This window comes from Micromonospora echinospora (genome assembly GCF_014203425.1).
Lineage (GTDB): Bacteria > Actinomycetota > Actinomycetes > Mycobacteriales > Micromonosporaceae > Micromonospora > Micromonospora echinospora_A.
In genome coordinates, this window is record NZ_JACHJC010000001.1 from 5856740 (window position 1) to 5869241 (window position 12502).

At 72.3% G+C, this 12502-nt stretch carries 10 protein-coding genes; 8 read left to right on the plus strand and 2 right to left on the minus strand.

The features are described from left to right. Positions 1–61 precede the first annotated feature (61 nt). The 3 genes from FHU28_RS26150 to FHU28_RS26160 all read left to right on the plus strand — a co-directional run bounded on the left by FHU28_RS26150 (position 62) and on the right by FHU28_RS26160 (position 3072). Positions 62–1468 carry an AAA family ATPase gene (locus tag FHU28_RS26150; protein WP_184687009.1) on the plus strand — a complete coding sequence of 469 codons (1407 nt, stop codon included), beginning with the start codon at positions 62–64 and terminating at the stop codon, positions 1466–1468. Further along, a complete protein-coding gene (locus FHU28_RS26155) occupies positions 1465–2106 on the plus strand; it encodes a DUF4276 family protein (protein ID WP_184687010.1) in 642 nt (213 codons plus the stop codon). Before FHU28_RS26150 ends, FHU28_RS26155 begins: the two co-directional genes overlap by 4 nt. A 66-nt stretch (positions 2107–2172) precedes the next feature. Then, positions 2173–3072: a TIGR01777 family oxidoreductase gene (locus FHU28_RS26160; protein ID WP_184687011.1), complete on the plus strand. Its 900-nt coding sequence runs from the start codon at positions 2173–2175 to the stop codon at positions 3070–3072. A 28-nt stretch (positions 3073–3100) separates the two neighbouring features. Here FHU28_RS26160 and FHU28_RS26165 read toward each other — a convergent pair whose 3' ends face one another. Further along, entirely contained in the window at positions 3101–4330 is a 1230-nt protein-coding gene (locus FHU28_RS26165) for an extracellular catalytic domain type 1 short-chain-length polyhydroxyalkanoate depolymerase (RefSeq protein ID WP_184687012.1), read from the minus strand. Positions 4331–4504: 174 nt separating this feature from the next. On the opposite strand from FHU28_RS26165, the gene FHU28_RS26170 reads away from it, so the two are divergent. Genes FHU28_RS26170 through FHU28_RS26180 form a run of 3 tightly spaced genes read left to right on the plus strand, consistent with a single transcriptional unit; the run spans position 4505 to position 7408 of the window. Next, complete coding sequence (locus FHU28_RS26170) at positions 4505–6316, plus strand: DUF6311 domain-containing protein (RefSeq protein ID WP_184687014.1); 1812 nt, start codon at positions 4505–4507, stop codon at positions 6314–6316. A gap of 52 nt (positions 6317–6368) precedes the next feature. Beyond that, positions 6369–7010: a lipoyl(octanoyl) transferase LipB gene (gene lipB, locus FHU28_RS26175; protein WP_030500098.1), complete on the plus strand. Its 642-nt coding sequence runs from the start codon at positions 6369–6371 to the stop codon at positions 7008–7010. 5 nt (positions 7011–7015) lie between these two features. Next, positions 7016–7408: a VOC family protein gene (locus FHU28_RS26180; RefSeq protein ID WP_184687016.1), complete on the plus strand. Its 393-nt coding sequence runs from the start codon at positions 7016–7018 to the stop codon at positions 7406–7408. 557 nt (positions 7409–7965) lie between these two features. Here the strand turns inward: FHU28_RS26180 and aspS are convergent. After that, on the minus strand, positions 7966–9252 hold the full coding sequence (gene aspS, locus FHU28_RS26185) for an aspartate--tRNA(Asn) ligase (protein ID WP_184687018.1): 1287 nt from the start codon (positions 9250–9252) through the stop codon (positions 7966–7968). Between the two features lie 357 nt (positions 9253–9609). On the opposite strand from aspS, the gene lipA reads away from it, so the two are divergent. Next, on the plus strand, positions 9610–10656 hold the full coding sequence (gene lipA, locus FHU28_RS26190) for a lipoyl synthase (RefSeq protein ID WP_184687020.1): 1047 nt from the start codon (positions 9610–9612) through the stop codon (positions 10654–10656). A 60-nt stretch (positions 10657–10716) separates the two neighbouring features. Then, entirely contained in the window at positions 10717–12474 is a 1758-nt protein-coding gene (locus FHU28_RS26195) for a DUF423 domain-containing protein (RefSeq protein ID WP_260413104.1), read from the plus strand. Positions 12475–12502 lie beyond the last annotated feature (28 nt).

Genomic DNA, 12502 nt, shown 5'->3' on the forward strand with positions numbered 1-12502 from the left:
GACCGCCACACCTGCGTTCGGGTTCAGATGCATCGCTCGTTCCCGCGACTAAGCTCTGACCATGCTGACTCGGCTGGAGGTGCAGGGGTTCAAGAACCTCTTGGACGTCACCATCGACTTCGGCCCCTTCACGTGCATCGCCGGCGCGAACGGCATGGGGAAGTCGAACATTTTCGACGCCATCGAGTTTCTCTCCTACCTGGCGACCGATTCCTTGACCCGGGCCGCGCAGAAGGTGCGGGGAACGTCCGACGCCGTCGGCAGCGACCCCCGCGACCTCTTCTGGGACGGCTATCGGCAAAACGAGCACCGCATCCGGATCGCCGCGGAAATGATCGTGCCGAACGAGGTGGAAGATGAACTCGGCGAGCGGGCCCGTCCAGAGGCGACGTTCCTGCGCTACGAGGTCACACTCGGTTACGGACCGACGCGTGGCGAGCATGGCGGGGGACGACTCCATCTGCTCCGTGAGGACCTGCGACAGGTCGAGGACCCGAAGACCCGACTCCGTTTCGCGGCCGGCGACCCGTTCCTCGACTCGCTCATTCTGAGCAGCGGGCGGGACCCGGTCTATCTGTCCACCGATCGGCGCGGTGCGCAGGCTGCCTTCATCAATAGCCACGAGGGCGGGCACACCGTGGAGAAGTCGCGGTCTCCCGGCCGCGCCGCCAGGACCGTGCTCAGCACCACGATCACCGCCGAGAATCCGACCATCCTCGCCGCCCGCCACGAGATGCAGCGATGGCGCCGGCTGGCACTGGAACCGTCCGCGTTGCGATCACCTGACGACGAGACCGGTCCGGAAAGGATGAGTCCGCGCGGGCGTCACCTCCCGAGCACGTTGTATCGGGTGGCGCACGCTCCCGACTGGTCGGGCGACCCGGAGCGGGTCTATGCCCGAGTCGCGGGGCGCCTGTCGGACCTCACAGGTCTCGCTGTCGAGGCGCTCGATGTCGAATTCGACGATGTGCGCCAGACGTTCACTCTGTTCCTGCAGGAGCGAGGGGGTCTGCGTCTTCCGGCTCGAGCCCTCTCCGAGGGCACCCTTCGCTTCCTGGCGCTCTGCGTACTGCTGGAGGATTCCGAGTTCAACGGACTCGTCTGTATGGAGGAGCCGGAGAATGGAATTCATCCGGCGAACTTGCCCGCCATGGTGCAACTCGTCCGCGACCTCGTCGTGGATCCGACGGAGTCGCCGGGCACGGCCAACCCCTTCCGGCAGGTGATCATCAATACGCACTCGCCGGGCGTCGTCCAACTCTGCGACCCGAGCGACCTCCTGCTGGCACAACTCCGGCCACGGTCGTCGGCCGGGCGGGGCATCGTGCGCTCGCTGGCAGTTCTGCCGTACCGAAGCTCCTGGCGTGCCCAGCCCGGACAGCCGACCTTCTCGGAGGCCGACGTGGTGGCCTACCTGACCAACCCTCCGGCGACTCAGCTGCACATTCCGCCGGGTCTGTCGGCATGAGTAGCCGAACATACTCGGGGCTGTTCATCGCCGAAGGCAGCTCCGACCAACCGTTGGCAGAGCACATCCAGTTGCTGTTCTACGAGCGTGGGGTGGAGCTGATGCTCAGCTCCCCGGAGTTCGAACGGCTGTCCTCCAAGGTCACCAAGGATGTCGAATCCCGGATCGCCGCCGGCCTGGCGTTGAACCACGATCCGGTCGACCTGATCGTGGTCCACCGGGACGCCGACAACGCCGGCTACCAGACGCGTCTGCACGAGATCACCACGGCATACGCCGCCACCCCGAGCCAGGCGGCACTGATCCCGGTGATCCCCGTGCGGATGACGGAGGCGTGGCTGCTGCTCGACGAGACCGCGATCCGACAGGTTGCCGGAAATCCCCGAGGGCGAACGAATCTAGGCCTGCCGAAGGTGCACGAGGTGGAGTCGATCAGCGACCCCAAGGCGCGACTGGCGGACTGCATACTCCGGGCGGCGGACGAGACCGGACGACGCCGCGATGTCGTCAAGGCCCGGTTCAACGAGCATCGCCGGCAGCTCCTGGATCGCCTGGAGCCGTCCGGCCCGCTCGGCCGGTTGGAGAGCTGGAAACGGCTCACGCACGCCGTCGACCAGGTCGTGAAGGGCTGGAAGTAGTTGCGTGACGAGTGATTGATTTCGCTCAACGCATCCGGATCGGGATCCGTGTCCGAAGATGTGAGCATGCGGATCCTCATGGCCGGCGTGTCCGGCTTCCTCGGCACCCGACTGGTCGACTGCCTCACCGCGGACGGCCACCAGGTCACCCGACTGGTCCGCCGCCCACCCCGCACACCCGCCGAACGGCAGTGGAACCCGTCCGCCGCGCAACTGGACCCGCAGTGCGTCGCCGACGCCGACGCGGTGGTGAACCTGGCCGGGGCCGGGGTTGGCGACAAGCGCTGGACCGACGAGTACCGCAAGCTGATCCGGACCAGCCGGGTGGACAGCACCACCACGCTCGCCATCACGATCGCGGGCCTGCCCGCCGCCGACCGGCCCGCGGTGCTGCTGAACTCCTCGGCTGTCGGCTGGTACGGCAACACCGGTGACCGCGCGGTCACCGAGGAGGCGCCGCCCGGTGAGGGGTTCCTCGCCGACGTCTGCCGGGTGTGGGAGGCCGCGACCCGGCCGGCCGAGGACGCGGGCGTACGGGTGGTGCGGCTGCGCACCGGGCTGCCGCTGCACCGCGACGGCGGCCTGCTCAAGCCGCAACTCCTGCCGTTCCGGCTCGGCGTCGGCGGCAAGCTGGGCAACGGGCGGCAGTGGCTGCCGTGGATCTCGATGCGGGACTGGCTGAACGCGGCGAAGTTCCTGCTGGACCGCGACGACGTGGCGGGCCCGGTCAACGTGGTCGGCCCGGCGCCGGTCACCAACGCCGAGTTCACCCGGGAACTCGCCCGTCAGCTGCACCGCCCCGCGATCATGCCGATCCCGGCGGTGGCGCTGAAGGTGGTGCTCGGCGGCTTCTCGCAGGAGGCGCTCACCAGCACCCGGGTGCTGCCGGGCGTGCTCGACAAGTCCGGCTTCCCCTGGACGCATCCGGACCTGCCGGGCGCGCTGCACGCCGCCCTCACGGAGTGAGCCCGCGAGGGCGGCGCGGCGTTGCGGTTCAGCAGCCGATCACCCAGTACGCGGGCCCGGTCTGCTTGAGCGTGCTCGTGTAGAACGTGTTGTAGAGGCCCATCCGCTGCCCGCTGCCCAGCGCGTAGGCGTACCCGCCGGACTGGTAGGCCCGCCCGGCCACCACGTGCGCGTAGTTGCTGGCGGTGACGCAGACCGGCGCGCTGGTCGGCGAGGGTGACGGCGACGCGGTCGGGGTGGGCGACGCGGTCGCCGTCGGGGTCGGGCTCGGCGAGGCGCCGCCATCGCCGAGGCCGAAGAAGAGCGCGTCCCGGTACGTCGAGCAGATGGTGTCCAGGAAGTACGCCCCGGCGGTGCCGCACTGGTCCGCGCCCGTACCCGGGTCGACGGGGGTGCCGTGGCCCATGCCGGAGACCCGGTAGAGGCGGACCTGGTCGTTGCCGTAGACCTCCAGGCTCGTGCCGGACGGCAGCGTGGAGGTGCTGGTCGGGGTGGTGGACACGCCCAGCACGTTCGTCCACTGGTCCCGCGACTCGACGGCGTTGGCGGTCGCCACTGTGGTGTCGCTGGTGCCGTGCCAGATCGCCACCCGGGGCCGCTTGCCGGTGTAGCCGGCGTACGCGCCGCGGGCCAGGTCGCCCCACTGCGCCGGGGTCTTGTCCACGCCCGGGTTCATACAGCTGAACGCGGTGACGGTGCTCGTGGCGCAGCGGTACGGAATGCCGGCGATGATCGAACCGGCGGCGAAGACGTCGGGGTAGGCGGCGAGCATGGCCGCGCTCATCGCGCCACCGGCGGAGAGGCCGCTGACGTACACGCGTGCGGCGGCGGTGCCGTAGTTGCTCTTGGCGTAGTCGACCATCTGCTTGATCGACAGCGCCTCGCCCTGACCGCGGGCGGTGTCTCCGGTCTCGAACCAGTTGAAGCAGGAGTTGGCGTTGTTGCCGCTGGGCTGCTGCGGCGCGATGAGCGTGAACTTCCACTGGTCGGCGTACTTCTGCCAGCCCGAGTTGGTGACGTAGGTCGAGGCGTTCTGCACGCACCCGTGCAGCAGCACCACGGCGGGCGCGCCGGCCGGCAGGCCGTCCGGGCGGTACGCGTACATGGCCAGGTTGCCGGGGTTGGAGCCGAAGCCGGTGACCTGGGTGAGCGAGGCGGCCTGGGCGGGGAGGGCGGCGACCAGCGCGGTGGCCGCGGCCAGCACGACCCCGGCCGCCGCTCCGGCGACGCGGGCGATGAGGGATGAGGAGCGGGGCACGGGGACCTCCCGATCGTGGAATGTGAACTGAGTCACTTCCGGGTTGCCGCGACGTTACGGCCGCGTTTCGTCACACCGGAATGGCCGCCGCTCACACATTCACGACCGGCGAAGTGTGCGGGCGAGTTTCGTGTCCGGGCGGTCTGCCCAGGTCAGGTTGGTAACGTCCGCTGCGTGCCGTCCTCCCCGTTCCTGGCCACCGGGCCGTCGACGACCCACGTCCGTGACCGGCGGGCCGACCTGCTGGTGACGCTCGCCGCGCTGGCCCTGGCCTTCTGGGTCACCAGCGGCATGTGGCGTGACCCCAACAGCCGCGCCATCACCGTCAACTCCAGTGATCAGGCGTTGTTCGAGTGGCTGCTGGCGTTCGGCGGGCACGCGCTCACCCACGGGGAGAACCCGCTGTACACCACGCTGATCAACGTCCCGGACGGGGTGAACCTCGCGGTGAACACGTCGATCACCGTGTACGCGGCGGTCTTCGCGCCGCTGACGTACCTCATCGGGCCGCCCGCGACGTTCCTGGTGATCCTCACGCTCAACCTCGCCGCCACCGCGGTGGCCTGGTACTGGCTGCTGAGCCGGTACCTGGTGCGCAGCCGGCTGGCCGCCGGCGTGGGGGCGCTGTTCATCGCCTTCTGCCCGGCGATGGTGTCGCACGCCAACGCGCACCTGAACTGGACCGCCGGCTGGCTGGTGCCGCTGCTGATCTGGGGCGTGTTCCGGCTGCGCCGCCCCGGCCGCGCGGTCACCGGCGGGATCGTGCTCGGCCTGCTGGTGGCGGCCGCGTTCTCGATCGCCGCCGAAGGGCTGTTCTTCACCGCGCTGGCGCTCGGCGTGTTCCTCGCCGTCTGGGCGCTGCACCCGGCCCGGTGGCCGGAGGTACGCGCCGCGCTGCCCCGGATGGCGGCCGGGCTGGGCGTCACAGCGCTGGTCGCCGGGGCGTTGCTGGCGTACCCGCTCTGGCTGCACTTCCTCGGGCCGCAGCGGTTCCACGGCACCGGCTTCGACCCGCTGATCCACTCCGAGGACATCGCGGCGTACGGGTCGTACCCGCGCCGATCGCTCGCCGGTTGGGCCGGGTGGGGCACCTCGCTGGCGCCCAACCCGACGGAGGAGAACTCGTTCTTCGGCGTACCGCTGCTCCTGCTCGCGGTCGCCTGCTTCGCGCTGCTGTGGTGGCGCGCGGACCGGGCGTTCCGGGCCACGCTCGCGGCGCTCGGGGTGACCGCGGTGGTCTTCGCGGTGCTGTCGTGGGGGCCGACCGTAAAGTGGAACGGCCGCCGGTTCGACCAGATGCTGCCGTTCGGGGTGCTGGACAACCTGCCGGTGATCAACGCGGCGTTGCCGTCTCGGCTGGCGCTCGTCGTCGCGCCGGTGATCGGCCTGCTGCTGGCGTACGCGATCGACGCGCTGCGCGCCCGGCCGCCCCGGCGCCGCGCCACCGGCGTGGCCTGGGCGCTCGGGTTCGTGGTCGCGCTGCTGCCGCTGGTGCCCACCCCGCTGCTCACCAGCGTCCGCGAGCCGATTCCCCAGTTCATCACCACTGGCGCCTGGCAGCGCTACGTCCCGCCCGACGGGGTGCTGACCCCGCTGCCACTGACCGTGGACGTGTATCCGGACGGGCAGCGCTGGCAGGCGTACGCGCTGGCCCACCGGCAGGGTGAGTTCCGCATTCCGGCCGGGTTCTTCCTCGGGCCGGGCGGCCCGGAGGGCCGGGGCCGGATCGGGCCGGTGCCGCGCACCTTCGACTCGCTGATGGACCAGGCCGGCCGGACCGGCCTCGTACCGATCGTCACCGACGGCAGCATCCGCGAGTCCCGGGCGGACCTCCGCCACTGGGGGGTGCGGGCGGTGGTGCTGCCGGACCGGGTGCACGGCGCCAAGTACGACGTCGACGAGGAGGCGCTGCGGCGCACCGCCACCGCGCTGCTGGGTCCGCCGGAGCGGGTGGAGGACGTCTGGCTGTGGCGGGTGCCGGACTGACGCGACGAGGTTCACGGGTCCGATTCCCGGACGGCGGGACTAGGCTGGACGGGTGAGCGTGACGACTTCCGGGCTGACCGCCGTCCGCGCCGGCCTGCTCGACTACCAGGCCGCCTGGGACGAGCAGCGCCGACTGCACGAGGCGGTGGTGGCCGGCGAGCAGGGCGACACGGTGCTGCTGCTGGAGCACCCCAGCGTCTACACCGCCGGCAAGCGCACCGAACCGTGGGACCGGCCGATGGACGGCACCCCGGTGGTGGACGTGGACCGCGGCGGGAAGATCACCTGGCACGGCCCGGGGCAGCTCGTCGGCTACCCGATCGTCCGGCTGCCCGACCCGGTCGACGTAGTCGCGTACGTTCGGCGCACCGAGCAACTGCTGATCGACGTGTGCGCCGAGTTCGGGCTGGCCGCCGGCCGGGTCGAAGGGCGCTCCGGCGTGTGGGTGCCGGAGGACGACAGGGGCCCGGCCCGCAAGGTGGCAGCGATCGGCATCCGGGTCGCCCGTGGCGTCACGCTGCACGGCTTCTCCATCAACTGCGACTGCGATCTCGGCTTCTTCGACCGGATCGTGCCCTGCGGCATCCGCGACGCCGGGGTCACCTCGCTGACCGCCGAGCTGGGCCGGCCGATCACCGTCGCCGACGTGCTGCCGGTGGTCGAGCGGCACCTGCCGACACTGACGCAGGTCTGAGCCCGGTGCGGCTCGACCTGGTCACGCTCGTCGTCACCGAGTACGACCCGGCGATCGCGTTCTTCACCGAGGTGCTCGGCTTCGAGCTGGCCGAGGACAAGCCGTCCCTGACCAACGACGGCCGGCCCAAGCGCTGGGTGGTGGTACGCCCACCGGGCGGCGGCACCGGCCTGCTGCTGGCCCGCGCCGACGGCGAGCACCAGGCCGGCGCGGTCGGCGACCAGACCCACGGCCGGGTGGGCTTCTTCCTCCAGGTCGACGACTTCGACGCGGCCTACCGCCGGATGCTCGACGCGGACGTCGAGTTCGTCCGGCCGCCCCGCACCGAGCCGTACGGCCGGGTCGCGGTCTTCCGCGACATCGTCGGCAACCACTGGGACCTGCTCGGTCCGGCCTGACCGCTCCCCTAGCCCTCCGCGCCCCCCGAGCCGTCCGCGGCCCACCCACGTGGGTCCCGCGCTCGGCCGTGGTCCCGGCTTGTGGTCCCCCTCCCCCCGCTGTGGCCCGGCTCTCGGCCACCGCGCATCCGCTCGGCACGCGGTGGCCGACGGGTCCGGATCGCCGCCGACCCGGCCCCGCCCACCAGCAGTCACCGTGAGTGACATCCCAGAGTCCGAGGCCTACACCCCTCCGCGGACTTTGCTCTGCAGCCGCCTACGCGGCGGTAACTCCTGGTCGATCGCTGCGTCAGTGGCTGCAGAGCAAAGGGCGCAGAGACCCATACCTCCCTCCCGGAGACCGTTCGCCACAACCCCTGCTCAGGGCACTCCCCCAGCGACGAGGGCACCCCCGCGAGCCCGAACGCACCATCACCCAGCGTCACCCCAGTGCGACACAGCCCCTCCTCACTCTCGGTGGTCAGCCTCAGCAGGCCAGGGCACTGACGAGGACACCGACGAGCACGGGCCGCGCCGCAGCCTCCGACCGGCACGGAGCACGGGCCGCGCCGCAGCCGTCAGGGCGTGAGGCGGTGCAGGTCGCGCGGGAAGGCGGTCACCTCTCGGACGTTCGCCGCGCCCGTCAGCCGCGCGACGAACCGCTCCAGCCCGATCGCGAACCCGCCGTGCGGCGGCATGCCGTGCCGGAACGCGTCCACGTACCCGGCGTACGGCTCGACCGGCTCGCCCCGCGCCGCCAGCGCGGCCAGGTAGTCGGCGTGCCGGTGCAGCCGCTGCCCGCCGGTGACCAGCTCCACACCCCGGAACAACAGGTCGAAACCGTTCGAGTACGCGGGCCGCGCCGGGTCCGGGTGCGTGTAGAAGGGACGCTTCGCCATCGGGTAGCCGGTGACGAAGAGGAAGTCGCTGCCGTGCTCGCGAAGCGCCCACTCCCCCAGCGCCCGCTCGTGCGCCGGCGCCAGGTCGGGTTCGTCAGCCGGCGCTCCGGCGATCTTCAGCGCCTCGGTGAAGTGCACCGCCGGGATCTCGGCAGGCACCTCCGGCACCGTCACGCCGAGCGTGGCCAGCGCCCCGCCGGCCCGGTCGGCGACTGTCGCCACCATCCCGGCCAGCGTGTCCCGCAGCACCGCCATCACGCCCCGGTGGTCGGCCACGAACCCCAGCTCGACGTCGAGCGACGTGTACTGGGCCAGGTGCCGCGCGGTGTCGTGCGGCTCGGCGCGGAACACCGGCCCGACCTCGTACACCCGCTCGAAGACGCCCACCATGAGCTGCTTGTAGAACTGCGGCGACTGGGCCAGGTAGGCCGGGCGGCCGAACCAGTCCAGCGCGAACACGTTCGCCCCGCTCTCGGTGGACGAGGCGACCACCTTCGGCGTGTGCACCTCCACGAAGCCCTGCCCGTCGAGCGTGGCCCGGAAGCCGGACACGGCCGCCGCCGAGATCCGCAGCGCGGCGGACCGGGTCGGGTGCCGCAACGCGACCGGCGCGTGGTCGAGCTGGGTGGACAGACCGGCGGTGAGCACCGGCCGGTACAGGTCGAACGGCGGCGGGACGGCGGGTGGCCCGAGCGGACGTACCGTCGGGTCGACGACCTCGACCCCGGCGGGCGCGGCCGGGTTCGCGACCACGGTGCCGACCACCTCGACGACCGTCTCCTCGGTGAGCGCCTCGACCTGTGCGCGCACGGCGGGCGCGGCGACCACCACCTGGGCGAGCCCGCCGCCGTCGCGGAGGACCAGGAAGGCCACCGACTTGAGCAGCCGGCGGCGGTGGACCCAGCCGGCGAGTCGCACGGTCGAGCCCACCTGGGCGGGAAGTTGAGAGGACAGGATGCGTTGCACGACGACTACCTCCTTGACCAATCGCAACGCGATCCCCAGGGAGGTGTGGGCGAGCGGGAACCTCGCGGTGCCACCACACCTTCGCCCCCGCCTGGGCGGGAGCCTCGTTCGTCGCCTTTTCACCGGGGCCGGCCGGGCGGGCTCTACTGGGCGCGAAGGCGCTGTTCTTCCCGCAGCTCGGGAGGGTCTTCGCGGCCCGGCGCCAGACCGCCTCGCAGCAACCGGCGGCTCTCTCGACTGGCGGATCGGTCCGTTACTCGGCTCCGTCACAGCTCTGCCCGGCACGCTAGCACCGGACGCCTCGCGGTGTGACCGGGATTTTTGGCCCTTCGTGTCCGGTGTCACAGCGATTCCGGGGTGACGGCGGTCGCCCGCCGTTCATCGACCGGCGCCGACCGGCGTACGCTCGGTTTTGTGACGATCGAGCAATCCGCGCCGACGACTGAGCAGCCCGCGCGCCCCGCGACGGTCGCCCCGGAGGGGCGGCGCATGCTGCGGATCGAGGCGCGCAACGCCGAGACGCCGATCGAGCGCAAGCCGCCGTGGATCAAGGTCAAGGCCAAGATGGGCCCGGAGTACACCCAGTTGCGCGGGCTCGTCTCGCGCGAAGGGCTGCACACCGTGTGCCAGGAGGCCGGCTGCCCCAACATCTACGAGTGCTGGGAGGACCGCGAGGCCACCTTCCTCATCGGTGGCGACCAGTGCACCCGCCGCTGCGACTTCTGTCAGATCGACACCGGAAAGCCGGCCGAGTTCGACGCCGACGAGCCGCGGCGCGTCGCCGAGTCGGTCGCCGCGATGGGTCTGCGCTACGCGACCATCACCGGCGTCGCCCGCGACGACCTGCCCGACGGTGGCGCCTGGCTCTACGCGGAGACGGTCCGGCAGATCCACGCGCTGCAGTCCGGCTGCGGTGTCGAGCTGCTGATCCCCGACTTCAACGCGGTGCCGGAGCAGCTTGCCGAGGTGTTCGGCTCGCGCCCGGAGGTGCTGGCGCACAACGTGGAGACGGTGCCGCGCATCTTCAAGCGGATCCGCCCGGCGTTCCGCTACGAGCGTTCGCTCGACGTGATCCGCCAGGCCCGCGCCGACGGCCTGGTCACCAAGAGCAACCTGATCCTGGGCATGGGCGAGGAACGCGCCGAGGTGTCTCAGGCGCTGCGCGACCTGCACGAGGCCGGCTGCGAGCTGATCACCATCACGCAGTACCTGCGCCCCTCCCCCCGGCACCACCCGGTGACCCGCTGGGTCAAGCCGGAGGAGTTCGTCGAGCTGCGTGAGGAGGCCGAGGAGATCGGCTTGGCGGGCGTGATGAGCGGTCCGCTGGTCCGTTCGTCGTACCGCGCGGGCCGCCTCTACCAGCAGGCGCTCGCCGCCCGCCAGGAGGTCGTCGTCGCCGGCTGAGGCCGGCCGTCGACCGCGTCACCCGCCGCCGGCCGCCCGCCGGATGCCATGATCACAGGCATGACCGCCGGGGTACGCGAGGAGCCACGCGAAGCCGTGCGCCCTCGTACGCCCCGGCGGCTGCCGTTGCCGACGGTGCTCGCCCTGCTCGTCGGGTTCGCTGCTGTGGGCTACCGGCTGGCGCTGCTGTTCGCCGACGTGCCGCCCACAAACAGCGACGAGGCGACGATGGGGCTGGCCGCCCTGCACATCGCCCGCGGTGACGGCTTCCCGGTCTGGTTCTACGGCCAGGCGTACATGGGCACGCTGGAGGCGTACCTGGCCGCGCCGCTCGTCGCGCTGGCCGGGCCGTCGGTGCTCGTGCTGCGGCTGCCCACGCTGGCGCTGTACGCGTTGTTCCTGCTGCTGTCCTGGCGGCTGACCCGGCGGCTCGGCGGTGACCGCTGGTACGCCCTGCTGGTCGTCGCCGTGCTGGCGCTCGGCGCGGACCGGGTGGTGAAGAACCAGCTCATCGCCGGTGGCGGCTATCCGGAGCTGAACCCGGCCGGCGCCGCGCTGGCGCTGCTCACCGTCGGGCTCTGCGTGGCCGGGCCGGGCGCGCGGTTGCCCCGCTGGGCGGCCTGGGGACTGATCGCCGGGGTGCTGCTCTGGGTGGACCCGCTGATCCTGCCGTACGTGCTGACGCTCGGCGCGCTGCTGGTGGCGTGGCGATGGCGGGAACTGGCCGGACGGGCCGGGGTGGTGCTGGCCGGGGCGCTGCTGCTGGGCGCGGCGCCGATGATCGTGGACAGCATCCGGCACGGCCGCAACCCGGTGGCCGCGGTGCTGGCGGCCGGTGGCACGGGCGCGCCGGCGGACTGGGCGGACCGGCTGCACGGCGGCCTGGTGCTCGGGCCGCCGCTGGCGATGGGCTTCTGCTCACCCGGCCGGTGCGCCACCTGGCAGCTCTGGTGGGCCGTCGCGTTCCCGGTGCTGCTGACGCTCGCCGCGCTCACCGCGTGGCACACCCTGCGCCGTGCCTCCGGCGGTCCGCGCTCGGCGGAGCGGGTGTCGGCCGGGGTGCGGCTGGCGCTGCTCGGCGGCGCGGCCGGTGTCCTCGCCGCGTACGCGGTGAGCAACGCGGCCGGGCGGACGCCGATCGAGAGCAGCCGGTACCTGTCGTGCCTGGCGGTCGCCGTGCCCGCCCTGCTCTGGCCACTGTGGCAGGCCGCCCGCCCGCTCGCCGCCCGCCGGCTGACGTGGCGGCGCCAGTTCGCCGAGGTGGCGGCCTCGGACCGGCCCGCCGAACGCCAGCTCGCCGAGGTGGCGGCATCGGAGGGGGGTGGATACCGCTATCTCCCCGAGGTGGAGTCGATCAAGGCGATCGGCGAGCGGGTGGCCGGGGCGAGAGCCCGGGTGGCTGGTGTCGGGGCGCTGGCGGTGCTCGCGGGTGTGCTCGGGACCGGCGCGGCGGCCACAGTGGAGGTGATCCGGGCGGCGCCCGCCGTGCACGCCGAGGCCGACCGGCACCGCTCGCTCGTGGACACGCTCGGCGCGCTCGGCGTCCGGCACGTACGCGGCGGCTACTGGACGTGCAACCGGCTCGCCTACGCCACCGGCGAGAACGTGCTCTGCGCCGTGGTCGAGGACGACCTGCGCCCCGGATTCGACCGGCTGCCCGCGTACCGGCGGGAGGTGGCCGCCGACCCGGACGCTGCCTGGGTGGCGCCCGCCGGCTCGCCGCTGGCGGCCCGGCTGGACGCGCGCCTCGGCCCCGAAGCGGGCGCGCTCGACGTCGTCGCCGTTGCCGGCTGGCGGATCTACCTGCCGCGCCGCTGACACAGGCCCGGAGCGGTCACCGAGCCGA

Coding starts and splice junctions, on each gene's coding strand:
- FHU28_RS26150 (WP_184687009.1), top strand. CDS start 62: ATGCTGACTCGGCTGGAGGTGCAGGGGTTCAAGAACCTCTTGGACGTC.
- FHU28_RS26160 (WP_184687011.1), top strand. CDS start 2,173: ATGCGGATCCTCATGGCCGGCGTGTCCGGCTTCCTCGGCACCCGACTG.
- FHU28_RS26195 (WP_260413104.1), top strand. CDS start 10,717: ATGACCGCCGGGGTACGCGAGGAGCCACGCGAAGCCGTGCGCCCTCGT.
- FHU28_RS26155 (WP_184687010.1), top strand. CDS start 1,465: ATGAGTAGCCGAACATACTCGGGGCTGTTCATCGCCGAAGGCAGCTCC.